Raw genomic sequence first — 24,019 nt, 5'->3', positions numbered from 1 at the left:
GATGCTTGTCCGGAGTTCGGAAGGAGTAGCGGTATCGGCAGCATAAGAGTGCTGGCATACCGTAAAAATTTACTCTTGTTCCCTTCGCAGGTTCTAACCTGATCAGGTTCCGCGGATCCCGAATTAACGGTCTCAGCCCGGCTGGGCACTCCGACAAGAAGCGCTTTTTACGCCCTAATCTGACCGGCAGGTCGGGCGTAAAAAGCGTGTTTTTCACAGCAAAAAACAAAAAAGGTTCGTCGGCGTAGTGGCCTCGGAACCTCTTCAGCATAAAAGGGCGAGTGGATAATCTCAACCCTTTTGGTGGTGATACCGGTTAAGCGGGACGGGCAATCTGGCTGTCATTGGCAACCGGCGGGGTAGCCAGCTGATTATCCCATGCCAGCTGGATCAGCTTATCTTCCAGCGTGAAGCGCGACTCCAGCACTTCGCCCACTTCTGAAAGCGCCTGCTGGAAAGTCATGCAGTTTTCATCGTCTATCGCCTGTTGCAGGTGACCATCATAGAGCTGCATCAGCCGCTCGGTGTTGGCTTCCAGTGGCGGATAGATCTGCGCAGCCGCAATCATCGGGCTGTCACCGTTCATTTCACTGATAACACGTTCATAGATACTGAAGTGACCGGCCGAAAGATAATCGACCAGGCTGTGACAGAAGTTGTCCAGCGCCTGCTCATCAAGACGGGTCAGGGCTTCTTTGTTGGGCTTCAGGCCGACCAGATGATAATAGGTCACCAGCAGCTGGCGACGGGCTTCGAGCCAGGAATCGACCAGCTCATTACTGCCACCTACGCGTTCAGCCAGGACGTTTAACTGGTTAAGCATATCTGACTCCATGTGAGTTATAGTTGTTTATCAACACACTTAACATCAGGGCTTCAGCGTACGATTTGACGCTAAGGATGACGAAATAAATGCAATGCGAAATCTCAAGCGTAGACGCTGGATGGTGGATTGTCAGCCATGAACAGAAACTTTGGTTGCCACAAGGTGATTTACCCCACGGAAACGCCGAAAATTTTGGTCTGACTGGCAGTAAAGCACGCCTTATCGGAGAGTGGCAGGGCGAAAATGTCTGGCTGATTTGTGCGTCACGCTCTGCCGATATGTTCTCCGTGCGGCAGTTGATCGATCAGGATGTCGGACTGTTTCAGCTGGCGGGGCGGGGTGTGCAGCTGGCGGAGTTTTACCGCTCTCATCGCTGGTGCGGCTACTGCGGCCATGAAATGCATCACAGCAGGCATGAATTTGCCTGCCTGTGCAGTCATTGCCGTGAGCGTTACTATCCGCAAATCGCCCCCTGCATTATCGTGGCTATCCGTCGTGGTGATGAAATCCTGCTGGCAAATCATGCCCGCCATCGCAACAAGGTCTATACCGTGCTGGCCGGCTTTGTGGAGGTCGGTGAGACGCTGGAGCAGGCCGTAGCCCGCGAAGTGATGGAGGAGAGCAACATCCGCGTCAAAAACGTGCGCTATGTGACCTCTCAGCCGTGGCCCTTTCCGCAATCCCTGATGACCGCCTTCATGGCGGAGTATGACAGCGGCGATCTGCAGCATGATGGCAAAGAGCTGCTGGATGCGGCCTGGTTCCGTTTTGATGACCTTCCCCTGCTGCCTCCACCCGGCACCGTGGCACGCCGCCTGATTGAAGATACCGTCGCCCTGTGCCGCGCTGAAGTGTGAAAGTGCTACACTACACGCCTGTTATTGAGAGAGTGTTGAGATGAGTGAACTGAAGAACGATCGTTATTTGCGTGCCCTGTTACGTCAGCCGGTGGATGTCACGCCGGTATGGATGATGCGACAAGCCGGGCGCTATTTGCCGGAATACAAAGCGACACGCGCCCAGGCGGGTGATTTTATGTCGCTGTGTAAAAACGCCGAGCTGGCCTGTGAAGTCACCCTGCAGCCGCTGCGTCGTTTTCCGCTGGATGCCGCCATCCTCTTCAGTGACATCCTGACGATTCCGGATGCGATGGGACTGGGACTCTATTTTGAAACCGGCGAAGGCCCGCGTTTCTCAAACCCTGTAACCTGCCGCGCTGACGTTGATCGCTTGCCGGTGCCCGATCCGGAGATGGAGCTGGGCTATGTGATGAACGCGGTTCGCACCATCCGCCGCAATCTGAATGGCGAGGTGCCGCTGATCGGCTTCTCCGGCAGTCCATGGACGCTGGCCACCTACATGGTGGAAGGCGGCAGCAGCAAAGCGTTTACCCGAATCAAAAAGATGATGTATGCCGAGCCTGCTACGCTGCATGCGATGCTGGATAAGCTGGCTGACAGCGTCATTCTCTATCTCAATGCGCAGATTCGCGCAGGTGCCCAGTCGGTGATGGTCTTCGATACCTGGGGCGGTGTGCTGACCGGCCGTGACTACCGCGAGTTCTCCCTTCACTACATGCACAAAATTGTTGATGGCCTGCTGCGTGAAAATGACGGCCGCCGCGTGCCGGTGACGCTGTTCACCAAAGGCGGTGGACAGTGGCTGGAAGCGATGGCCGCCACCGGCTGTGATGCGCTGGGTCTCGACTGGACCACCGACATTGACGATGCGCGCCGTCGCGTGGGCGATAAAGTTGCGCTGCAGGGCAATATGGACCCCTCTATGCTCTATGCGGCACCTGAGCGTATTGAGCAGGAAGTGGCCGGTATTCTGGAGCGCTTTGGTTCCGGCACCGGCCATGTCTTTAATCTGGGGCACGGTATTCATCTGGATGTGCCACCGGAAAATGCCGGTGTCTTTGTTGATGCTGTGCATCGTTTATCACGTCCCTGGCATCAGGAGTAATCATGGATATTGCCGCACTTCGCGCTGAGCAGTTACAACGCGCCGCTGACGTGGTGCGTGACGATGATTTTGATGTATTGCCGCCTCGCTATATCGGTGGGGCCGACGTAGGTTTTGAGCAGGAAGGCACGATCACACGCGCAGCGATGGTAATCCTGGAGTACCCATCGCTTCGGCTGGTGGAGCATCGCATCGCGCGTATTGAGACGACGATGCCCTATATCCCGGGCTTTCTCTCCTTCCGGGAATATCCGGCCCTGATGGCCGCCTGGGAGATGCTGGAGCAGAAGCCGGACCTGCTGTTTGTGGATGGACACGGAATTTCGCATCCCAGACGGCTCGGCGTTGCCTCGCATTTTGGTCTGCTGGTGGATGTGCCTACTATCGGGGTCGCGAAAAGCCGGCTGTGTGGTCGTTTTGCCGATCTGGATGCGCAACCGGGCAGCCGCCAGCCGCTGATCGACAAAGGTGAGCAGATTGGCTGGGTATGGCGCAGCAAGCAACGCTGCAACCCGCTGTTCGTCGCCACCGGCCACCGTGTCAGCCTGGATACTGCGCTGCAGTGGGTCGAAAACTGTACGCGCGGTTACCGTTTGCCGGAACCCACCCGCTGGGCCGATGCAGTGGCGTCGAACCGTTCCGCTTTCCAGCGCTGGCAAAACGCGCTTTAACACTGTTTGTGCTGCGCTTTTGCAGTTACACTGCGGCCAGAGAAACGAATAAGAGCCACCTTTATGTTACAAAATCCCGTTCATCTGCGTCTGGCGAAGCTGGAAAGCTGGCAGCATCTGACGTTTATGGCCTGCCTGTGCGAGCGTATGTACCCCAACTATCGCGCATTCTGCGAGCAGACTGAATTTGCCGATCCGGCACTCTATCGCCGCATTCTTGATCTGATCTGGGAAAACCTGACGGTCAAAGATGCGAAGATTAACTTCGACAGCCAGCTGGAAAAGCTCGAGGCTGCCATTCCCGATGGCGATGCGTTTGAGGTCTATGGCGTCTATCCGGCTATCGATGCCTGCGTGGCCCTGAGCGAAGTGTTACATGCCCAGCTGAGTGGTGAAACGCTGGAGCATGCGATTGAAGTCAGCAGGACATCCATTACGACGGTTGCCATGCTGGAAATGACACAGGCTGGACGCGAAATGACCGATGAGGAGCTGCGTGAAAACCCGGCTATCATCGATGAGTGGGACCTCCAGTGGGAGATTTTCCGCCTGCTGGCGGAGTGTGAAGAGCGCGACCTTGAATTGATTAAAGGTCTGCGATCTGACCTGCGTGAAGCGGGAATAAGTAACATCGGTATAAATTTCCAGCAGTAAGGCGATAAAACGTGACTTCAGGCCCGAATTAGCGCGCCTGGAGGCTTCACATTGGCCCCCTCTCTGGTCTACATTTGGGGGGCTGAAAATTGTGGCTATCGGTGCGTGCAGGCAGAAGAGTGCCAGAATATGGCTTTTCCCTCGCACTCGTTGCTTAGCAAGCGATAAATACACTTTAAGGATAACTTATGAACAAGACTCAACTGATTGATGTGATCGCAGAAAAAGCTGACCTGTCTAAAACCCAGGCTAAGGCAGCGCTGGAATCTACTCTGGCTGCGATCACTGAGTCTCTGAAAGATGGTGATGCTGTACAACTGGTTGGTTTTGGTACTTTTAAAGTGAACCACCGCGCTGAGCGTACCGGTCGTAACCCGCAGACTGGCAAAGAGATCAAAATCGCTGCAGCAAACGTACCGGCATTCGTGTCTGGTAAAGCGCTGAAAGACGCCGTTAAGTAAGACGTCGCACTGCGGTTAAGCTTTAAAACAGGGGGCGTTTCGCCCCTTTTGTTTAAGAGGCCAGCCATCATGACCCCGCTGTTTCAGCGTTTAGCTGTTCTGTTTCTCTCCCTGTTTCTGTTTAGCTGCAGCTCTGTTCCGGATATTCCCCCCTTTTCTGCCAGTGGCTATCTTGCCGATCGTGGTGTTGTGCGCATCTGGCGTAAAAACAGCGATCACCAGTCTGTCCATATTCGTACGATCTACACGCCGTTCAGTGGCGGTGAGGGCGAGGTGACCGATTATGTCTGGCTGGAAGAGGCGCTGATCAGCGTTCAGCGCCAGGTAAAAGGGAAGCAGCCTGATGATGTCACCCTGCGCTTTGACCAGGCGGGCGGCCTCAACTTTATGCAGCGTCAGCTGTCAGACCGGCGTGAAGCCGTGAGTGCTGATGCGGTAGAACTCTATAAGTTTGACGCTCAGCGGATGCGTAATCTTAGTGATGCGCTGTTAAGCGGTCGGGTATTCCTGAGGCAGGGACACTGGCTGGGCAACAATCTGCTGGAGAGTTGTGAAGGGCAGCAGGTCAGGCCCGCTTTTGATGCTGATGCCCTGCGGATACTGACACAGCAGCAGCGCAGCGCCCCGGCACCGCTGATGGTGTCATGGCTGGACGCGCCGGAAGGCATTCAGCTGTTGCGGATCAGTCAGCAGGATGAGTGCGCGCAGCAGCCGACAGAAGATGATATGTAAAAATAAAAAGGGGGCACCCGGTGCCCCCTGAACTTATTTGCGATTAATGGCGCGATAGCCAATATCGCGGCGGCAGAAGCTGCCCTGCCACGAGATGGGCTGTGTCAGCGCATAAGCCCGCTTCTGTGCCGCAGCGACATCCTCACCCAGTGCGGTAACGCACAGCACGCGGCCACCGCTGGTCAGCACCCGATCCTCTTCCAGCCGGGTTCCGGCGTGAAAGACCTTGCCGTCCGCAACCTCTTCCAGTGGCAGACCGTGGATCTGATCACCCTGACTGTAGTCACCCGGATAACCGCCCGCCGCCAGTACCACACCGAGCGCAGGACGCGGATCCCACTGGGACGTTTTCTGATCCAGTTTACCCTCGCAGGCGGCCAGGCAAAGATCGACCAGATCCGACTGCAGGCGCAGCATGATCGGCTGGGTTTCCGGATCGCCGAAGCGGCAGTTGAATTCGATCACTTTCGGCTGCCCGGTGCGATCGATCATCAGACCGGCGTAGAGAAAACCGGTGTAAACGTTGCCTTCAGCAGCCATGCCGCGCACCGTCGGCCAGATAACCTGATCCATGACGCGCTGGTGGATCTCATCGGTGACGACCGGCGCCGGGGAGTAGGCACCCATTCCGCCGGTGTTCGGACCGGTATCACCATCGCCTACGCGTTTATGATCCTGGCTGGTGGCCATTGGCAGCACATGCTCGCCGTCGACCATCACAATAAAGCTGGCTTCTTCGCCATCCAGAAACTCTTCGATCACAATGCGGTGCCCGGCGTCGCCAAAGGCATTACCGGCCAGCATATCCTGAACGGCCTCTTCAGCTTCCTGCAGCGTCATCGCCACAATGACGCCTTTACCGGCGGCCAGGCCGTCAGCTTTAATAACGATAGGCGCGCCTTTTTCACGCAGATACGCGAGAGCCGGCTCGACCTCGGTAAAGTTCTGGTATGCCGCGCTGGGGATCTGATGGCGCGCCAGAAAATCTTTGGTAAATGCTTTTGAGCCTTCCAGCTGTGCGGCAGCCTGAGTCGGGCCAAAAATGGTCAGCCCAGCCTGACGGAATGCATCCACCACGCCAATGACCAGCGGTGCTTCCGGTCCGACAATGGTCAGATCGATCTTCTCGCGCTGGGCAAAATCCAGCAGGGCAGGGATATCGGTCGCACTGATTGCGACATTCTGCAGCGCAGGCTCTAATGCCGTACCGGCGTTACCTGGCGCAACAAAGACGGTTTCTGCGAGCGGCGACTGTGCCGCTTTCCAGGCCAGCGCGTGTTCACGTCCGCCATTACCAATCACTAAAATTTTCATCTGTTACTCTCCGGAACGATTAATGACGGAAGTGGCGCATATCGGTAAAGATCATGGCAATGCCGTGCTCATCCGCCGCCGCAATCACCTCTTCATCGCGGATAGATCCGCCAGGCTGAATCACACAGCTCACGCCCACCGCAGCGGCCGCATCAATACCGTCGCGGAAGGGGAAGAACGCATCTGACGCCATGGCAGAACCTTTCACTTCCAGTCCTTCATCGCCCGCTTTAATACCGGCAATTTTAGCGGAGTAGACGCGGCTCATCTGGCCGGCACCAATCCCGATCGTCATCCCGTCACGCGCATAGACAATGGCGTTGGATTTAACAAACTTCGCGACCTTCCAGCAGAAGAGGGCATCACGCAGCTCCTGCTCCGATGGCTGACGCTTGCTGACCACGCGCAGCTGGCTGGCATCGACCATACCGAGATCGCGATCCTGAACCAGCAGGCCACCGTTGACGCGTTTGAAATCCAGCGCTGCCGTGCGGTTTTGCCACTGGCCGCAGATCAGGACACGGACATTCTGTTTCGTGGCGGTAATCTTCAGCGCGGCCTCGGAAACGGCTGGCGCGATGATCACCTCAACGAACTGGCGGCTGATAATGGCCTGTGCTGTCGCTTCATCCAGCTCGCGGTTAAAGGCGATGATGCCCCCGAACGCAGAGGTAGGGTCGGTCTGGTAAGCACGGTCATAGGCTGACAGCAGGTCGTCGCCGGTCGCAACGCCACAGGGGTTAGCATGTTTAACAATGACGCAGGCGGGGTCACTGAACTCTTTGACACACTCGAGTGCAGCATCCGTGTCAGCGATATTGTTATAGGAGAGCGCTTTGCCCTGAACCTGTTGCGCGGTGGCAACCGAGGCTTCAGCAACCTGCTCTTCTATATAGAAGGCCGCCTGCTGGTGGCTGTTTTCGCCGTAACGCATATCCTGCTTCTTGATGAAGTTCAGATTCAGGGTACGCGGGAAGCGACCCGCAGGCTGATTGCGTTCACCGTGATAGGCGGGCACCAGACTACCAAAGTAGTTCGCGATCATACCGTCGTAAGCGGCGGTGTGTTCAAACGCTTTGATCGCCAGGTCGAAACGGGTGTCGAGCGTCAGGCTGTTCTGGTGGGCATCCATTTCAGCAATGATGGCGTCGTAGTCGCCGCTGCTGACCACGATAGCCACATCTTTGTGGTTCTTAGCGGCAGAGCGCACCATAGTCGGGCCGCCGATATCGATGTTTTCTACTGCGTCTTCCAGTGAGCATCCTTCACGGGCAACGGTCTGGGCAAAGGGATAGAGATTAACGACCACCATGTCGATAGGGCTGATGTCATGCTGCGCCATGATGGCATCATCCTGGCCGCGACGACCCAGAATGCCGCCATGCACTTTCGGATGCAGGGTTTTGACGCGTCCATCCATCATTTCCGGGAAACCGGTGTAATCAGAGACTTCTGTGACAGCCAGACCCGCATCCGCCAGCAGGCGAGCGGTTCCACCTGTGGAGAGCAGTTCGACACCGCGACTGGAGAGCGCCTGAGCAAATTCGAGGATGCCGGCTTTGTCAGAGACACTGAGCAAGGCGCGGCGTACAGGACGAGGTTGTTGCATGGTGGTTTATCCCTTGGCTTTGTTTCGCGTATAGAAGAGCGTTACATCAGGTTTTACAGCGGTTTTCTCTTCTATATAAGAAGGAAAGATCAAAAACCTCAGGTAACGCCCCTAAAAGGGGAGTCCGTCATATTGCCCGGCATTGTAGCGAAAACGTTTGCGTGATGCTCGCCTAAATTTGCCAGGCCCGGTGAATGTGGATAACGCTGTGTGTAACTGCGTATAACAGCGACTTTTGCTGTGGAATGCAGCGAACGCGCTTTTTTCTGCAATTTATGGGTTGCGCCTGTCTGACAACTCCCTATAATGCGCCTCCATCGACACGGCACAACGGCTTACGGAATGCGGTATTGTTACCGGATAACAGTTGTGTCCTGCGGAGTAAAGTCCGAAGGATTCTGCGCTGAGGCAAGGCGGCAACCGAGCGATGTGAAGGAGCATACTGACGTATGTGACTGAGCAGCGGGAGGGCGGCCAACGCAGCATCAGCACAGAAGACACAGGACAGAGCACAAAGAATTTGCCTGGCGGCTTTAGCGCGGTGGTCCCACCTGACCCCATGCCGAACTCAGAAGTGAAACGCCGTAGCGCCGATGGTAGTGTGGGGCCTCCCCATGCGAGAGTAGGGAACTGCCAGGCATTATATAAGTGAAGAAGCCCCGCACCGACGTGCGGGGCTTTTTTACGTCTGCTGTTTGCCAGTTTAAGCTGAAACATTTTCATTTTCTGCATGAAACCTCGACAACTCACCCCAATCAGGCTAATGTTGGGCATCCAGATGTCTAAACGTTTATACGGTTGTATGAGGTGAGCAGGTTATGCCAATCAGGGTTCCCGACGAATTACCGGCAGTAAATTTTTTGCGTGATGAAAATGTCTTTGTCATGACATCATCGCGCGCCAGTGTTCAGGAGATCCGTCCGCTTAAAGTGCTGGTACTGAATCTGATGCCGAAGAAGATCGAAACGGAGAATCAGTTTCTGCGTCTGCTGTCCAACTCACCCTTACAGATCGATATTCAGCTGCTGCGTATCGACAGCCGTGAGTCGCGCAACACCCCCAGCGAGCACCTCAACAACTTCTACTGCAATTTCGAAGATATTCAGCACGACAACTACGATGGCTTAATCGTGACAGGTGCGCCGCTCGGACTGGTTGATTTTAACGATGTCGCTTACTGGCCACAGATTCAGCGCGTGCTGCACTGGGCAAATGAGCATGTTACCTCAACCCTGTTTGTCTGCTGGGCGGTGCAGGCTGCGCTGAATATTCTGTATGGTATTCCGAAACAAACCCGACAGAACAAACTGTCTGGCGTCTATGAGCATCAGATACTGCATCCGCACGCGTTACTGACCCGGGGTTTTGATGATAATTTCCTGGCTCCGCACTCACGCTATGCTGATTTTCCTACCCAGCTGATCACCGATTACACCGATCTTGAGCTGTTTGCTGAATCGGAACAAACCGGGGCGTATCTGATGGCGAGCAGGGACAAGCGACTGGTCTTTGTTACCGGTCACCCGGAGTATGATGCCCTGACCCTGGCCGGTGAGTACCATCGCGATTATGAGGCGGGCGTGAAACCGGAGATTCCATATAACTATTTCCCGCAGAATAATCCGGCGCTGCCACCGCGGGCCACCTGGCGCAGCCACGGCAATCTGCTGTTTTCGAACTGGCTCAACTACTACGTCTATCAGATCACGCCATTCGATCTGCGTCACATGAATCCGACACTGGAATAGTCCCGCTTAATCTTCAACTGAACCGTGTTAGCCGATGGCAGCACGGTTTTTTTCGCCTGTAAAAAGCCAGATGAAAAGCATTCCTTTAAAAGATGAAACTTTAATCCGTTCTGAAACAGAGAGATATCGCCGTTTAAATGCAAAAATGGAAATAGTTTTTGATTTAAGAAAATAAATGCTTATGCTCTGGATCTGTAGCTCACAAAACAAACAGCGAGTGGATCCGCTGCATTCGATCTTTTGAATACAGGAGAGCGCCAGCATGACAGATTCCGTGATCAGCCATACCCTGACCTTCAGCCAGCCCCTGAACCAGGGAGCAGAGAGCCTGTTTACCCCTGAAGCCATCTCGTTTTTAGAGGCTCTGGTGACACGCTTTGCGCCGCAACGCGAAGCACTGTTACTCGACCGTCAGCGGCGACAACAACGCTATGACCAGGGCACGCTGCCAGACTTCGATATGGAAACCGCTTCCATAAGAGAAAGTGAATGGCATATTCGATCCATTCCGGCCGATTTAGCGGATCGCCGGGTGGAGATCACCGGGCCGCCCGATCGGAAGATGGTGATCAACGCGCTGAATGCTGACGTGAACGTCTTTATGGCTGACTTTGAGGATTCGCTTTCCCCGGCGTGGTCAAAACTGATTGACGGTCAGCTCACGCTGCGCGAGGCGGTGCAGGGAACGCTGAGTTACACCAGCGACAAGGGAAAAATCTATCAGTTAAATGCCCATCCGGCGGTGCTGATGTGCCGGGTGCGCGGTCTGCATCTGTCAGAAAAACATGTCAGCTGGCAGGGTAAGGCGATTCCGGGCGGCCTGTTCGATTTCGCTCTCTACTTTTTCCACAACGTTCGCGCTTTACTGGCGAAAGGCAGCGGCCCTTACTTCTATCTGCCGAAAACCGAAAGCTGGCAGGAGGTCGCCTGGTGGCGTGAGATCTTTCGTTTCAGCGAGGATCAGTTCGATCTGCCGCGCGGAACGATCAAAGTGACGGTGCTGATCGAGACCCTGCCTGCGGTCTTCCAGATGGATGAGATCCTGTGGAATCTGCGCGATCACATCGTCGGCCTGAACTGCGGCCGCTGGGATTACATCTTCAGCTATATCAAAACCCTGCAACAGCATCCGGATAGGATATTGCCGGATCGCCAGTCGGTGACCATGTCGCAGCCATTCCTGGATGCCTATTCGCGACTGCTGATTAAAACCTGTCATCGCCGGGGGGCATTTGCGATGGGGGGCATGTCGGCCCTCATTCCCCACAAAGATCCGGTGCGCAATGCCTGGGTATTGCAACGCGTAACGGAAGATAAGCAGCGTGAGGCGGGCAATGGACACGACGGCACCTGGATAGCGCATCCTGGCCTGGCAGAGAGTGCGATGGCCGTCTTCAATGCCACTCTCGGCGATCGGCCTAATCAGCTGCATGTCATGCGTGAAGCGGACGCCCCGATCACGGCAGAGCAGTTACTTGCGCCCTGTGAAGGGCAACGCACCGAGGCGGGTATGCGTGCCAACATCCGCGTCGCGCTGCAATACCTTGAGGCCTGGATTAGCGGTAACGGTTGTGTGCCGATTGATGGACTGATGGAGGATGCCGCTACGGCGGAGATTGCGCGCACCTCTATCTGGCAGTGGATTCGCCACCAGCAAATCCTGGACAGCGGCCAGCCGGTCACCGCTGAACTGTTTCTGCGCTGGCTGAACGAAGAGCTGCATCTGCTGCAAAACACGCTGGGTGAATCCCGTTTCAGCGGCGGTCGCTACCACGACGCGGCGCAGCTGATGGCGCAGATCACCACCGAACGCGAACTGGTTTCCTTTCTTACCCTGCCAGGCTACCGCCTGATCCCCTGAACAAAGGAGCTATTGCCATGACACGCACTCAACAAATCGAGCAACTTGAACAGGATTGGCAGACCGCACGCTGGCATGGGATTACCCGCCCGTACAGCGCAGCAGAGGTGGTTAATCTGCGCGGCTCATTACAACCCGCCTGTACGCTGGCGGAGCGCGGTGCAGAGAAACTCTGGGCACTGCTGAACGGCAAGGCAAAGAAGGGCTACATCAACAGTCTGGGCGCGCTGAGCGGCGGTCAGGCCCTTCAGCAGGCGAAAGCGGGCATTGAAGCGATCTATCTCTCTGGCTGGCAGGTGGCGGCAGATGCCAACGTTGCCGGGCAGATGTATCCCGACCAGTCGCTCTATCCGGTCAACTCAGTGCCGGAGGTCGTGACGCGCATCAATCAGACCTTTCAGCGTGCCGATCAGATTCAGTGGTCCGCGGGTATCGAAGCGGGTGACAGCCGGTACACCGATTTCTTTCTGCCGATTGTTGCCGATGCGGAAGCGGGTTTTGGCGGCGTGCTGAACGCATTTGAACTGATGAAGGCGATGATTCAGGCGGGTGCCGCGGCGGTTCACTTCGAGGATCAGCTGGCTGCGGTGAAAAAATGCGGCCATATGGGCGGTAAGGTGCTGGTGCCGACCCAGGAGGCGATTCAGAAACTGGTGGCGGCCCGGCTGGCCGCCGATGTGATGGGGGTGCCCACCCTGCTGCTGGCCCGCACCGATGCCGATGCCGCTGACCTGATCACTTCAGACTGCGATGAATACGACCGTCCCTTTATCCGGGGCGACCGGACGGCAGAAGGGTTCTTTCGTACCCATGCAGGGATAGAACAGGCGATCAGTCGCGGTCTGGCCTATGCACCTTATGCTGACATCCTCTGGTGTGAAACCTCGACGCCGGACCTGGCGATGGCGCAGCGCTTTGCCGACGCCATTCATGCGCGCTTTCCCGGCAAGCTGCTGGCCTACAACTGTTCGCCGTCATTCAACTGGAAGAAAAATCTCGACGACAGCACCATCGCGACGTTTCAGCAGTCGCTCAGCGACATGGGTTATCGCTTCCAGTTCATCACGCTGGCAGGCATCCACAGCATGTGGTTCAACATGTTTGATCTGGCCCATGCCTATGCTCAGGGCGAAGGGATGCGTCACTATGTTGAAAAGGTTCAGCAACCTGAGTTTGCGGCGCGCGATCGCGGTTACAGCTTCTCGTCGCATCAGCAGGAGGTGGGCACCGGCTACTTCGATCAGGTCACCACCACCATTCAGGGCGGTAAATCGTCGGTCACGGCGCTGACCGGTTCGACCGAAGAGCATCAGTTCTGACGCGCTTTCCTGACGGATCCCCCGCCCGCACGCTGCGGGCGGGCCTTTGCCGGAGCTGATTATGCCGCCACGTGAATCTTTAATCGCCCACACGATTCTGCAGGGTTCAGATGCGCAGTATGGCCGCTTTCTGGATATCACCGCCGGGGCGCAGCAGCGGTTTGAACAGGCGGAATGGCAGGCGGTGCAGCACGCCATGAAGGCTCGCATCCACCTCTACGACCATCATGTCTCTCTGGTTGCTGATCAGCTGCGGGTGCTGAACGGCGCGGCAGACTGGGATCAGGCATTCTGGCTGCAGATCAAGGAACACTATCAGAGCCTGCTTCCCGGCTACCCGCGGCATGAAATTGCCGAAAGCTTCTTTAACTCCGTCTACTGCCGATTACATGGCCATGCCGATCTGCAGCCTGAGCGCCTGTTTATCTTCAGCTCTCAATCCCAGGCTACGCCGGTCACCCCTTTGCGGCCCCTGTCGCGACGTTATCTGCCGGACAGAGGCTGGCGGGCCGCGGTGGATCAGGCTCTGGCCGATTTACCGCTGACCCTGCCGTGGCAGCATCGCGCCCGGGATGTCGGCTGGATTGTCCGTCACCTGACGTCGCACTTTGCCGGTCTGGATCAGGGCTGGCTTGAGGTCAGCAGTGAGCTTTTTTATCGCAACAAAACCGCGTTGCTGGTGGCGCGCCTGCATCTGCCGGACGGCATCGCTCCCTGTCTGCTGCCGATTCAGCGCACTGACGCCGGCGAACTCTGGATAGACACCTGTCTCACCGATGTGAATGACGCCAGCATTGTCTTTGGGTTCGCCCGCGCCTGTTTCATGGTCTATGCCCCGGTGCCTGCTGCGCTGGTCGCCTGGCTGCAACCGATTCTGCCGGGCAAAACCCTGGCGGAACGGTACAGGGCGATTGGCTGCCAGAAACATGGCAAAACGGAAAGCTACCGTGAATATCTTCAGGCGCTGGCAGAGAGTGATGCGGCCTTTGAGATCGCGCCTGGCGTGCGCGGCATGGTGATGCTGGTTTTCACGCTGCCGGGGTTTGATCGGGTGTTTAAGGTCATTAAGGATCGCTTCGCGCCACAGAAAGAGGTGACGGAAGCGCAGGTGCGCGCCTGTTATCAGCAGGTCAAAGAGCATGATCGCGTGGGACGTATGGCCGATACGCAGGAGTTTGAGCAGTTTGCGCTGCCGCTGGCGCGCTTCTCACCGGCGCTGCTGGCTGAGCTGAACGCCTGTGCGGCAGAAAAAGTGGAGATCCAGGGCGACCGTCTGATTATTCGTCATCTGTGGCTGGAGCGACGGATGCAGCCGCTTAATCTCTATCTGGCGCAGGCCAGCGCGGCAGAGCGTCATCATGCAATCGAGGAGTATGGCAACGCCATCCGGCAGCTGGCGGCCGCCAATATCTTTCCCGGCGATATGCTGTTTAAAAACTTCGGCATCACCCGCCATGGCCGGGTCATTTTTTATGACTACGATGAGATCCGCCCGATGCTCGAACTGAACTTCCGGGAGGTGCCGCGCGCGCGTTATGAGGAAGATGAACTCAGCGCAGAGCCCTGGTACAGCGTCGGGCCGGACGATGTGTTTCCGGAGACTTTCCGCTATGCGTTATGCAGCGAAGCCGCGACCGGCGCCTTGCTGCTGCAACTGCATCCGGAACTTTTTGACCCCGGCTGGTGGCGCGCTCAGCAGCAGCGCATCGCTCAGGGCCATGTGGAAGAGGTGATTGCCTGGCGGCAGACGCAGCGTTTCAGCGTCTGCTACGCGGCAGAAACCGTTAACGACCACTGTACGCCAGCGTAACCTGTCGCGCCTCGCGGATGACCAGCGCGCCGAGTTCAGTAATGCGGTCATCCGTCATGCGGGCAATCGGCCCGGAGATGGAGAGCGCCGCAAAGGCGTCGCCATGTTCGTCATAGATGGGGGCGGCGACACAGCGCAGACCCAGCGCATGCTCTTCATCGTCAAAGGAAAAGCCCGCTTTGCGCACCTGTGCCAGATTCTCTTTCAGGCTCTGCGGCGACATCAGCGTCTTCGCGGTGTAGTAGTGCAAGCCCTTCTGATGCAACAGCGCCGTGACCTGCTCATCGCCCAGATGTGCCAGGAACGCTTTGCCGGCACCGGAGGCGTGCATCGGCAGCTTGCCGCCAATCGGCGCAGACATCCGCATCAGCTGCGTGCACTGCACCTGATCGATGATCACTGCCTGATGATCGCTGAGATCCAGTACCGCCAGATTGACCGTCTCGCCGGACTGCTCCATCAGCCTGCGCAGCACCGGGTGCACCAGCGCCAGCAGGTTACGGCTTTGCAGAAAACTGCTGCCGACCATAAAGGCGTGTGCGCCGATAGTCCACAGACCCAGGTCGCCCACCTGACGGACAAAACCCTGCTGCTGCATGGTGCTGAGCAGGCGATGGGTGGTGGAGTTTGGCAGGCCCGCCTGCTGGGCCAGTTCGGTCAGCGCCACGCTGCCGTGTGAATCGGCAATCAGCTCCAGCAGGGTCAGGCCGCGCGTCAGCGACTGGACCTGACCGCCCGCTGGTGCGGCGACAGGCGTGCTACGGGGTTTTTTGCCGCGCTTAGCGGGAACCGGCATTGCCATGGGAAACTCCTCTTTTGCATTGTGGAAATCATTTTCGTTTTAATCGTGACGTTTGCAAACGCTGCTTTTCTGGTCAGACCTCTCTGCCCGCGATCGTTATCCGTCCCGGATAAGGTGACTTTGTCGCCAGTTAAGCTTGTGCCAGAATGAAAAACAGGCTTTTTCGCCAGCAGACTGACGTGAGTGGGGCAACGGTGAGCACGAAAATCGACGCGTTATATCAGCAGCTCGCACAACGCATTATGGTGCTGGACGGTGCCATGGGCACCCTGATCCAGCGCTACCGGCTGGAGGAGGCGGATTTTCGCGGCAGCCGCTTCGCAGAGTGGCCCTGCGATCTTAAAGGCAACAACGATCTGCTGGTGCTGAGTCAGCCGGCGGTGATCCGCGAGATCCACGACGCCTATCTGGCCGCAGGCGCTGACATCCTCGAAACCAACACCTTCAATGCCACGTCGATTGCGATGGCAGATTACCGCATGGAAAGCCTCTCGGCAGAAATCAACCGTGAAGCGGCCCGGCTGGCACGATCCTGCGCCGATGCGTGGACGGCGAAAACGCCGGATCGCCCGCGCTTTGTGGCGGGCGTGCTGGGCCCGACTAACCGCACCTGCTCTATCTCGCCCGATGTAAACGATCCCGCCTTCCGCAACGTCACCTTCAGTCAGCTGGTGGACGCGTACCGGGAGTCGACCCGCGCGCTGGTGGAGGGCGGTGTTGACCTCATCATGATTGAAACGGTGTTCGACACGCTGAATGCGAAAGCCGCGGTCTATGCGGTGCAGAGCGAGATGGAGGCGCTGGGCGTGACGCTGCCGCTGATGATCTCCGGGACGATTACCGATGCCTCCGGGCGGACACTCTCCGGCCAGACCACCGAAGCCTTTTATAACGCTCTGCGTCATGCAGAACCCCTCTCTTTTGGCCTGAACTGTGCGCTCGGCCCGGATGAGCTGCGTCAGTATGTGGCGGAGCTGTCGCGCATCGCTGAGGGCTACGTCAGCGCGCACCCCAACGCAGGTCTGCCCAATGCGTTTGGCGAATATGATCTCGATGCGGAAGTGATGGCCCGGCAGATGGGGGAATGGGCCCGTGCCGGCTTCCTGAATATTATTGGCGGCTGCTGTGGCACGACGCCGCAGCATATTGCCGCCATGGCCGCCGCTGTTGAAGGCGTCGCACCGCGGAAGCCACCGGCTATTCCGGTGGCCTGTCGTCTCTCCGGTCTGGAGCCGCTTAACATCAGCGCCGAATCACTGTTTGTCAACGTCGGGGAGCGCACCAACGTCACTGGCTCGGCAAAATTTAAAAGACTGATTAAAGAAGAGAAATATCACGAGGCGCTGGACGTCGCGTTGCAGCAGGTGCAGAGCGGCGCGCAGATTATCGACATCAATATGGACGAAGGGATGCTCGACGCTGAAGCAGCGATGGTGCGTTTTCTGAATCTGATTGCGGGCGAACCCGATATCGCCCGCGTGCCGGTGATGATCGACTCTTCGAAATGGGCGGTGATTGAAAAAGGGTTACAGTGCATTCAGGGCAAAGGGATTGTTAACTCGATTTCGATGAAAGAGGGCGAGGCGGCCTTTATCCATTATGCCCGTCAGGTGCGGCGCTACGGCGCTGCCATGGTGGTGATGGCCTTTGATGAAGTGGGGCAGGCGGATACCCGCGCCCGTAAGATCGCGATCTGCCGCCGGGCTTATCAGATCCTCACACAGGAGGTCGGTTTCCCGCCGGAAGATATCATCTTTGACCCCAATATCTTTGCCGTGGCGACCGGCATAGAGGAGCACAACAACTACGCGATGGACTTTATCGGGGCGTGCGAAGATATCCGGCGTGAACTGCCCCATGCGATGATATCGGGTGGCGTCTCCAACGTCTCATTTTCTTTTCGCGGCAACGAACCGGTTCGCGAAGCGATCCACGCCGTGTTCCTCTATCACGCCATCCGCAACGGCATGGGGATGGGGATTGTCAACGCCGGCCAGCTGGCTATCTATGACGATCTGCCCGCTGAACTGCGCGATGCCGTCGAAGATGTGATTCTCAACCGGCGAGAAGAGGGCACCGAGCGGCTGCTGGCGCTGGCGGAAACGTATCGTGGTGGCAAAAGTGACGGCGCGGAGGAGAAACAGCTGGCGGAGTGGCGCGGCTGGGCGGTAGCTAAGCGACTGGAATATTCGCTGGTTAAAGGAATAACGGAGTTTATTGAGCAGGACACCGAAGAGGCACGCCAGCAGGTGTCCCGCCCGATAGAGGTTATCGAAGGGCCGCTGATGGCGGGCATGAATGTGGTCGGCGACCTGTTCGGCGAAGGCAAAATGTTCCTGCCGCAGGTGGTGAAATCGGCACGCGTCATGAAACAGGCGGTGGCGTATCTGGAACCCTTTATCGAGGCCAGCAAAGAGGCCGGGCGCAGCAACGGCAAAATCGTGCTGGCCACGGTGAAAGGGGATGTGCATGACATCGGCAAGAATATTGTTGGCGTGGTGCTGCAGTGCAATAACTACGAAATTATCGACCTGGGCGTGATGGTGCCAGGGGAGAAGATCCTGAAAACCGCGCGGGAAGTCGATGCGGATATCATCGGCTTGTCGGGCCTGATCACGCCGTCGCTGGATGAGATGGTTAACATGGCGAAGGAGATGGAGCGTCAGGGCTTTACGCTGCCGCTGCTGATAGGCGGCGCGACTACCTCAAAGGCGCATACCGCCGTCAAAATCGAGCAGCACTACAGCGGTCCGACGGTTTACGTGCAGAACGCTTCACGCACCGTCGGTGTAGTGTCATCGCTGCTCTCCGACACGCTGAAAGCCGATTTTATTGCCCGGACCCGACGGGAGTATGAAACCGTGCGCATCCAGCACGCACGCAAAAAACCGCGCACGCCGCCGGTGTCGCTGCAGGCCGCGCGCGATAACGCCAGCCTGATCGCGTGGGAAAACTACACGCCACCGGTGCCGCATCGCCCCGGCGTCAGTCAGGTTGAGGCCAGTATCGACACGCTGCGCCACTATATTGACTGGACGCCGTTCTTTATGACCTGGTCGCTGGCGGGCAAATATCCCCGCATTCTGGAAGATGAGGTGGTGGGTGAAGAGGCACAGCGTCTGTTTGCCGATGCCAGTGCGATGCTCGACAGATTAAGTGAGCAGTCGCTGCTGACACCCCGTGGCGTGGTCGGTATTTTCCCGGCTAACCGGGTCGGTGACGATATCCATCTCTATAGCGATGAGCGGCGCGATGAAGTTTTGTGTGTGAGTCATCACTTACGTCAGCAGACAGAGAAAGCCGACTTTGCAAACTACTGCCTGGCCGATTTCGTGGCACCCAAATCAACGGGAAAAGCGGATTATCTTGGCGCTTTCGCGGTGACCGGCGGGCTGGAAGAGGATGCGCTGGCGGCGGCGTATGACCTGCAGCATGACGACTACAACAAGATTATGGTGAAGGCGCTGGCGGACCGTCTGGCGGAGGCGTTTGCCGAATATCTGCATGAGCGGGTGCGTAAGGTGATCTGGGGCTTCGCCCCCAATGAAAATCTCAGCAATGACGAGCTGATTCGCGAGCGTTATCAGGGGATACGACCGGCGCCAGGCTATCCGGCCTGCCCGGATCACACCGAAAAAGCGGCCATCTGGACGCTGCTGGGGGTGGAAGAACAGATCGGCATGACGCTCACCGAATCCTATGCCATGTGGCCGGGCGCTGCCGTCGCCGGCTGGTACTTCAGCCATCCTGACAGTCGATATTTCGCCGTGGCGCAGATCCAGCGTGACCAGGTGGAGGATTATGCGGCCCGCAAAGCCATGTCGGTCAGCGAAGTGGAACGCTGGCTGGCACCGCATCTTGGCTACGACGAGGAGTAAAAAAGCGGGCCGAGCGGCCAGGGATGGCATTAGCGCCTTTCCGATCTGACCGGGTTTCCTGTGCGTGCACCCGCTTACCGCAGAGCAGGCTCAGGGAGCATACGCCTTGCGCAAAGTCGCCTTAACGCCATCCATGGCAGGCTCAGCGCGGGCCATCCCTGGCCCGCTATGCTTTGCTTCAGGCGTATGCTCCCATCGCTTTACGTCCGGCCGCCGTCTGAACGAGGCCGCCTCTGCTTAGTTAAAGCGCGCGTCGCTATCGGAGGTCAGATCATACAGCTGGTATTTACGACCCAGCATCTGACCGCCATCGCGCGTCAGCGGCACCCAGTTAACCTGCGCGCGACCGCGTGTTGGCGTCACGGTGAACAGATCCATCGGTACGGAGATATAGAAGCCTTTGGTGAAGTCACCCTCGCCATACTCTTCCGAGGAGACGTTGGTTTTCGTGGCATACACCCCCACCATTACGCCGCTGTCAAAGCGCTTGGACACATCAACCGTCACGCCTTTATCTTTCGCCAGATACTGACCGACGCTGGCTTTCACCAGCACATCCTGCATAAACCACGGACGCCAGTAGCCGGTCAGGTTGCCGGTTGAGGCTTTATAGCGGTTGAACTGCATCATGTTGTCCCAGTCACGCTGCCGGACGTAGTTGGCATCGACGCCCACCGCCCAGTTCGCATCAACCGGACGATAGAGCACCTCGCCGCCCACGCCGCCATACATCGTCTCCAGATAACCGCCGTAGACCTGACCATAGAAGCCGTTACCAAGGTGGCCCATATAGTTGGCCTGCAGATCGTTAACGTAGACGTTATTCTCGACGTAGTCGCGGATATGGGTACGCACGCGCGGCAGCGATGAGTCGGCCGGTGCGCCGTTATAGTTGAACTTATCGTAGTTGTTGGCGAGGTTGCCAAACAGACTGCCTCCCACCAGCAGGTGGTCGGTCAGCCAGTAATCGACGTTACCCATCACGCCGACCTGATACATGTAGAAACTCTCCGGGCCGCCCACCGACTGATTCAGCACCGGTGACAGGCTGTAGTTCAGGCGATCTTTGCGGATAAACATCCCCTGCTCAGTAGTGCCCGGATCGACCGGATCTTTGCGCGTCTGCTGCAGCGGCTGCTCATGGCCCAGCGGATAGCCTTGCAGATCGTTACGCAGGCTGGCGACCTGCGTTTCCGTGGTGACCTGCGGCATATTAAAGCGCGACTCGGTGACATTGATGGTGTCGATGCCGTCCGGCAGATGATTCATGATGATGCGGTTAGCACGATCGACGCCTTCGCGGGTATCGCGATATTTGGTCTGCTCACCGGAGACATAGAGCGTATGGCCCTGTGTCTGAATACGCGGGCCATCGAGACCGGCGTTATATTTCAGGTCGGTAAGCTGATTCCCCACCACGGTCGGCTCCAGCAGACGCGGCTGCGGCTGCGGATTGTAGGCGGGCTTCTCGCTGTCGATGTGCGCCTGGCGCAGATCGTTAAAGTTCGTGCGCAGGGTAACACCAAACATAAAGGTGTTGCCGCGTTCGTAGCTGGCGTTGATATCCGCCCAGTCGGTCACACGGTAAATCGCCCCGACGTTCAGCTTGCTACGCTGCTCCAGACGGCCAGCAAAGTCATTCTGATAGTCGTTGCCCTCATACTCCATTTTAAGGCGCAGCGGCTGCCAGGGGGTCTGATACTCAATACCGCCAAACAGCGCCGTCGGACCGTGGAACATCTGCGAGCCGTTGATGGAACCCGCTTCGCCGACCCGTGGACGCTGACAGTAGCTGTCGCTGTAGGAACAGAAGGGGTTCTTCACCGTGCCGCTGTTGCCGAGATAGCCCCAGCCGAGACCGAACGTAAAGTCGAACGGCCCCCAGGCCTTGGTCGCTACCAGATATTCGCTGTCGAACAGGCCCGTGCCGCCGAGATCGCGGGTGCCGACCGCCACTTCCGGCAGCCAGAATCCTTCCTGCCACAGACGCAGTTTCAGGTCGAAGGCTTTATCTTTATAGCTCTGCGTGCCGCTGAATTCAGAGACCGCACTGTACTGGCGGGTACGCACGTCGGTGTAACGCACGGTCGTCTCCAGCCACGGAAAGAGCTGCAGCGATGCGGAGTAGTAGCGATACTGATCGTTGTCGCGGGCATTGAGGCTGAACTCCCCCTCTCTGGCCATGCGCGCGGTCGGCACCTGCATCAGGCCCACGCCGCCAAAATCAGATTGTGAAGGTCCCACCGGCGCAGGCCAGGTGTCAGCCTGCGCCTGACAGGCTGCCGCCACGGAAACAGCCAGCAGGCTGAAGAGATAACGTTTTTTCATCAGTCTGGTATCCGGTGAGTCAGTACGGAGAGGAGGCGATCGTTGAGATCTTCATAGGCACCTGGCAGGCTCCACGATGAAAAGCCGAGCCAGATAATGCTGCCTGGCTCCACTTCCACATGGCGATGATTCCAGTACGCTACCGGCACCTGCTGCGTGGCACCCGACGGAGCAATCACCGTAACAAAATTGCGTTCTGCCCCGGAAAGTAACGAATGCCCCGCAAGATAGTCACGTACGGATTTTCCCGGTTGCCAGCTCACTTTGCCTGCCCCACTCAGCGCGCCGAGCAGCAGCACGGAATCGGACGGGGTTTGCAGCCAGAGGTCATAGCTGCCTTCCAGACGACGGTTGTCTGCCGGATGCAGACGGATCCAGTCCGGGTCGAGCGAGGTAAACTGGCGGCCTGTTACCCTGATCGCACTCAGCTGGCGGATCACCTCATCAATGGCCGCCGCCCGGTCGCCACTGCTGTCGGCACGCCACGCGCGCAGCTCGCCCAGCGTCTGCTGATAGTGCTGCTGTGCCACGGCGCTGGCACCGCGCTCGGCAATAAAAGTACGACGCCAGTCCGTGTTCGCCTGCAGCGGAGGAAGCGTCACCAGCTGGGCGAGATCGGCAATCTGGCTCAGTTCAGCCTGACCGCCATTATGCGGTGCGTGGACAATCACCTGCGCCGTCGCCTGCGCGCCTGCGCTGCTGAGCAGGCTCAGCCCGGCCAGCAAAAATGTTATTTTTTTCATGATTTCGCCGGCTTCAGAATAGTGGTGTCTACAGGGAAGGCATCTGCCGCCAGCATCTGATGGGCCTGCACCACATCGCCGCTGCTGTTATCGATCCAGAAGGTGTTTTCCCACGTGCGGTTACTGCTGTCGATGCTCACCTGCTCATGCCAGACGCGGCAGGGAATGCGGTTGCCCGCGAGGGTCAGGACTTCATCGGTGCCGCGCGCAAAGGTAGAACGCACGGTCGCGCCGCGAACCTTGCCCTGTTCGGTCCACTGCACGATGCGGGTCCAGCCTGCGCCATTGCTGAGGTGAAGGGGGGCAGCCAGCGGGTCCTGCTGCAGATTGCTGACGCTCAGCAGGTTATCCGGTAAGCCCAGGGTTTTTACCAGGCGCCCATGCTGTGTGACCAGCATCGCCTGATCCTGAGTCACCCATTTCTGCTGACCATTCTCGTTGTAGCCCAGCACCACGAAAATACGCGGTCCCTCATTCAGACGGGCGTAGAGACTGGCGTAGGGCAGATTGTTGACCTGTTGATCGGTTACGGTGACATCGTCAGGACCGTTAACCGCGAGCAGCAGGGTCTGTTCAAGACCTTTTTGCGTTTGTGTACAGGCCTGCAGCAGCAGGCAAGCGAGCAGCAGAGGAAGTTGGCGCACTGTGTGTCCCTGATAAGTCATGCCAAAGTAAAAATAACCACACAGACGTGTGGTTATGTTTAAAGGTGCTCTGCCCGTTACGTCTGGCGGCAAAACGGCGGACTGTGTGGCGTCGCTGAAACGTCAGCGTTGCCCGTGAGTCACCGGTCAGTAATCAGACGCGTTTCGGGTTTCCATCAACGAGTTGTGCTCGTCGTGGTTGTGGTTGTTGTACCGGTATTTGCACCGTCACCACCGCCAGAAGCGGCGATCCCGATCCCGACCAGCGCGCCCAGCGCACCGATACCGACAGCGGTCGACGTGCCGGACGAGATTGCTCCCGCCTGCGCGCCAGCTGCGGAACCCGCTTCTTCCGGCGCGGCAAAGGCGCTGGATGAGGCGGCAACGAGGATCAGGGCTGCACCGGCAACCATAGTTTTTTTCATAACAACGTTTCCTGCATTGAGTGAATGAAGGATCTCCGCCTGACGATCCTGGCTATACAGACAAGCTATGACCAGAGCGACAGGCAGTCCCATTGCGGGCGCGTTCATTATAGGGCAACAAAATATCAGAGTTCAGCGCCATAAAAACCAGGGCGGCGGAGGGGGTGATGGCGTGATTTAATCAGTCAGATTGGAGATAACCGCCTTTTATATCGGAATATTTCGGCCT

At 57.5% G+C, this 24,019-nt stretch carries 19 protein-coding genes, 1 rRNA gene and 1 riboswitch; of the genes, 12 read left to right on the top strand and 8 right to left on the bottom strand.

The window, feature by feature from the left end:
* Window positions 1–62: 62 nt before the first annotated feature.
* A riboswitch (TPP riboswitch) is annotated at window positions 63–163 on the bottom strand.
* A gap of 153 nt (window positions 164–316) precedes the next feature.
* Window positions 317–823 (bottom strand): Rsd/AlgQ family anti-sigma factor, encoded by a 507-nt coding sequence (locus S7A_RS17685; RefSeq protein ID WP_009092652.1) that lies wholly within the window; start codon window positions 821–823, stop codon window positions 317–319.
* A gap of 89 nt (window positions 824–912) precedes the next feature.
* Here S7A_RS17685 and nudC point away from each other — a divergent pair, with 89 nt between their 5' ends.
* The 6 genes from nudC (at window position 913) to S7A_RS17655 (ending at window position 5,309) form a co-directional block, all read left to right on the top strand.
* Window positions 913–1,683, top strand: coding sequence for an NAD(+) diphosphatase (gene nudC, locus S7A_RS17680; RefSeq protein WP_009092651.1), 771 nt, complete (start codon window positions 913–915; stop codon window positions 1,681–1,683).
* Between the two features lie 40 nt (window positions 1,684–1,723).
* Window positions 1,724–2,791 (top strand): uroporphyrinogen decarboxylase, encoded by a 1,068-nt coding sequence (gene hemE, locus S7A_RS17675; protein WP_009092650.1) that lies wholly within the window; start codon window positions 1,724–1,726, stop codon window positions 2,789–2,791.
* A 2-nt stretch (window positions 2,792–2,793) separates the two neighbouring features.
* Window positions 2,794–3,462 carry a deoxyribonuclease V gene (nfi, locus tag S7A_RS17670; protein ID WP_009092649.1) on the top strand — a complete coding sequence of 223 codons (669 nt, stop codon included), beginning with the start codon at window positions 2,794–2,796 and terminating at the stop codon, window positions 3,460–3,462.
* Window positions 3,463–3,525: 63 nt separating this feature from the next.
* A complete protein-coding gene (locus S7A_RS17665; RefSeq protein ID WP_009092648.1) occupies window positions 3,526–4,116 on the top strand; it encodes a YjaG family protein in 591 nt (196 codons plus the stop codon).
* Between the two features lie 188 nt (window positions 4,117–4,304).
* Window positions 4,305–4,577, top strand: a complete 273-nt coding sequence (gene hupA / locus S7A_RS17660) for a nucleoid-associated protein HU-alpha (protein ID WP_003850136.1) — start codon at window positions 4,305–4,307, stop codon at window positions 4,575–4,577.
* A 69-nt stretch (window positions 4,578–4,646) separates the two neighbouring features.
* A complete protein-coding gene (locus S7A_RS17655; RefSeq protein ID WP_009092647.1) occupies window positions 4,647–5,309 on the top strand; it encodes a DUF1481 domain-containing protein in 663 nt (220 codons plus the stop codon).
* A 33-nt stretch (window positions 5,310–5,342) separates the two neighbouring features.
* On the opposite strand, the gene purD is transcribed toward S7A_RS17655, so the two are convergent.
* Complete coding sequence (purD, locus tag S7A_RS17650; RefSeq protein WP_009092646.1) at window positions 5,343–6,623, bottom strand: phosphoribosylamine--glycine ligase; 1,281 nt, start codon at window positions 6,621–6,623, stop codon at window positions 5,343–5,345.
* A 19-nt stretch (window positions 6,624–6,642) separates the two neighbouring features.
* Window positions 6,643–8,232, bottom strand: a complete 1,590-nt coding sequence (gene purH / locus S7A_RS17645) for a bifunctional phosphoribosylaminoimidazolecarboxamide formyltransferase/IMP cyclohydrolase (RefSeq protein WP_009092645.1) — start codon at window positions 8,230–8,232, stop codon at window positions 6,643–6,645.
* Between the two features lie 523 nt (window positions 8,233–8,755).
* On the opposite strand from purH, the gene rrf reads away from it, so the two are divergent.
* The 5 genes from rrf (at window position 8,756) to aceK (ending at window position 14,970) form a co-directional block, all read left to right on the top strand.
* A 5S ribosomal RNA gene (rrf, locus tag S7A_RS17640) occupies window positions 8,756–8,871 on the top strand.
* Window positions 8,872–9,050: 179 nt separating this feature from the next.
* Complete coding sequence (metA, locus tag S7A_RS17635) at window positions 9,051–9,980, top strand: homoserine O-succinyltransferase (RefSeq protein ID WP_009092644.1); 930 nt, start codon at window positions 9,051–9,053, stop codon at window positions 9,978–9,980.
* Window positions 9,981–10,242: 262 nt separating this feature from the next.
* Window positions 10,243–11,841 (top strand): malate synthase A, encoded by a 1,599-nt coding sequence (aceB, locus tag S7A_RS17625; protein ID WP_009092642.1) that lies wholly within the window; start codon window positions 10,243–10,245, stop codon window positions 11,839–11,841.
* 17 nt (window positions 11,842–11,858) lie between these two features.
* Window positions 11,859–13,160: an isocitrate lyase gene (gene aceA / locus S7A_RS17620; protein ID WP_009092641.1), complete on the top strand. Its 1,302-nt coding sequence runs from the start codon at window positions 11,859–11,861 to the stop codon at window positions 13,158–13,160.
* Window positions 13,161–13,221: 61 nt separating this feature from the next.
* Window positions 13,222–14,970 (top strand): bifunctional isocitrate dehydrogenase kinase/phosphatase, encoded by a 1,749-nt coding sequence (gene aceK / locus S7A_RS17615; RefSeq protein WP_009092640.1) that lies wholly within the window; start codon window positions 13,222–13,224, stop codon window positions 14,968–14,970.
* On the opposite strand, the gene iclR is transcribed toward aceK, so the two are convergent.
* Complete coding sequence (iclR, locus tag S7A_RS17610) at window positions 14,945–15,772, bottom strand: glyoxylate bypass operon transcriptional repressor IclR (RefSeq protein WP_009092639.1); 828 nt, start codon at window positions 15,770–15,772, stop codon at window positions 14,945–14,947. The two genes, aceK and iclR, sit on opposite strands and share 26 nt — an antisense overlap.
* A gap of 194 nt (window positions 15,773–15,966) precedes the next feature.
* Here iclR and metH point away from each other — a divergent pair, with 194 nt between their 5' ends.
* Entirely contained in the window at window positions 15,967–19,650 is a 3,684-nt protein-coding gene (gene metH / locus S7A_RS17605; RefSeq protein WP_009092638.1) for a methionine synthase, read from the top strand.
* A gap of 237 nt (window positions 19,651–19,887) precedes the next feature.
* Here metH and S7A_RS17600 read toward each other — a convergent pair whose 3' ends face one another.
* The 4 genes from S7A_RS17600 to yjbE all read right to left on the bottom strand — a co-directional run bounded on the left by S7A_RS17600 (window position 19,888) and on the right by yjbE (window position 23,790).
* On the bottom strand, window positions 19,888–21,978 hold the full coding sequence (locus S7A_RS17600) for a YjbH domain-containing protein (protein ID WP_009092637.1): 2,091 nt from the start codon (window positions 21,976–21,978) through the stop codon (window positions 19,888–19,890).
* Window positions 21,978–22,721, bottom strand: coding sequence for a capsule biosynthesis GfcC family protein (locus tag S7A_RS17595; RefSeq protein WP_009092636.1), 744 nt, complete (start codon window positions 22,719–22,721; stop codon window positions 21,978–21,980). Before S7A_RS17595 ends, S7A_RS17600 begins: the two co-directional genes overlap by 1 nt.
* Window positions 22,718–23,365 carry a YjbF family lipoprotein gene (locus S7A_RS17590; protein ID WP_009092635.1) on the bottom strand — a complete coding sequence of 216 codons (648 nt, stop codon included), beginning with the start codon at window positions 23,363–23,365 and terminating at the stop codon, window positions 22,718–22,720. Before S7A_RS17590 ends, S7A_RS17595 begins: the two co-directional genes overlap by 4 nt.
* Window positions 23,366–23,541: 176 nt before the next feature.
* Complete coding sequence (gene yjbE / locus S7A_RS17585; protein WP_009092634.1) at window positions 23,542–23,790, bottom strand: exopolysaccharide production protein YjbE; 249 nt, start codon at window positions 23,788–23,790, stop codon at window positions 23,542–23,544.
* Window positions 23,791–24,019: the final 229 nt, after the last annotated feature.

The organism is Pantoea sp. Sc1, assembly GCF_000255315.1.
Taxonomy (GTDB): Bacteria; Pseudomonadota; Gammaproteobacteria; order Enterobacterales; family Enterobacteriaceae; genus Pantoea; species Pantoea anthophila.
Note: the sequence above shows the minus strand (reverse complement) of the source record. Positions and strands in the feature narration are given on the sequence as shown.

Bases quoted from the DNA above. Each gene is read 5' to 3' on its own strand.
- yjbE (WP_009092634.1), bottom strand. From the start codon at position 23,790: ATGAAAAAAACTATGGTTGCCGGTGCAGCCCTGATCCTCGTTGCCGCC.
- iclR (WP_009092639.1), bottom strand. From the start codon at position 15,772: ATGGCAATGCCGGTTCCCGCTAAGCGCGGCAAAAAACCCCGTAGCACG.
- metA (WP_009092644.1), top strand. From the start codon at position 9,051: ATGCCAATCAGGGTTCCCGACGAATTACCGGCAGTAAATTTTTTGCGT.
- S7A_RS17665 (WP_009092648.1), top strand. From the start codon at position 3,526: ATGTTACAAAATCCCGTTCATCTGCGTCTGGCGAAGCTGGAAAGCTGG.
- S7A_RS17655 (WP_009092647.1), top strand. From the start codon at position 4,647: ATGACCCCGCTGTTTCAGCGTTTAGCTGTTCTGTTTCTCTCCCTGTTT.
- S7A_RS17600 (WP_009092637.1), bottom strand. From the start codon at position 21,978: ATGAAAAAACGTTATCTCTTCAGCCTGCTGGCTGTTTCCGTGGCGGCA.
- hupA (WP_003850136.1), top strand. From the start codon at position 4,305: ATGAACAAGACTCAACTGATTGATGTGATCGCAGAAAAAGCTGACCTG.
- S7A_RS17685 (WP_009092652.1), bottom strand. From the start codon at position 823: ATGCTTAACCAGTTAAACGTCCTGGCTGAACGCGTAGGTGGCAGTAAT.
- aceA (WP_009092641.1), top strand. From the start codon at position 11,859: ATGACACGCACTCAACAAATCGAGCAACTTGAACAGGATTGGCAGACC.
- nudC (WP_009092651.1), top strand. From the start codon at position 913: ATGCAATGCGAAATCTCAAGCGTAGACGCTGGATGGTGGATTGTCAGC.
- nfi (WP_009092649.1), top strand. From the start codon at position 2,794: ATGGATATTGCCGCACTTCGCGCTGAGCAGTTACAACGCGCCGCTGAC.
- S7A_RS17595 (WP_009092636.1), bottom strand. From the start codon at position 22,721: ATGAAAAAAATAACATTTTTGCTGGCCGGGCTGAGCCTGCTCAGCAGC.
- purH (WP_009092645.1), bottom strand. From the start codon at position 8,232: ATGCAACAACCTCGTCCTGTACGCCGCGCCTTGCTCAGTGTCTCTGAC.
- aceB (WP_009092642.1), top strand. From the start codon at position 10,243: ATGACAGATTCCGTGATCAGCCATACCCTGACCTTCAGCCAGCCCCTG.
- aceK (WP_009092640.1), top strand. From the start codon at position 13,222: ATGCCGCCACGTGAATCTTTAATCGCCCACACGATTCTGCAGGGTTCA.
- purD (WP_009092646.1), bottom strand. From the start codon at position 6,623: ATGAAAATTTTAGTGATTGGTAATGGCGGACGTGAACACGCGCTGGCC.
- hemE (WP_009092650.1), top strand. From the start codon at position 1,724: ATGAGTGAACTGAAGAACGATCGTTATTTGCGTGCCCTGTTACGTCAG.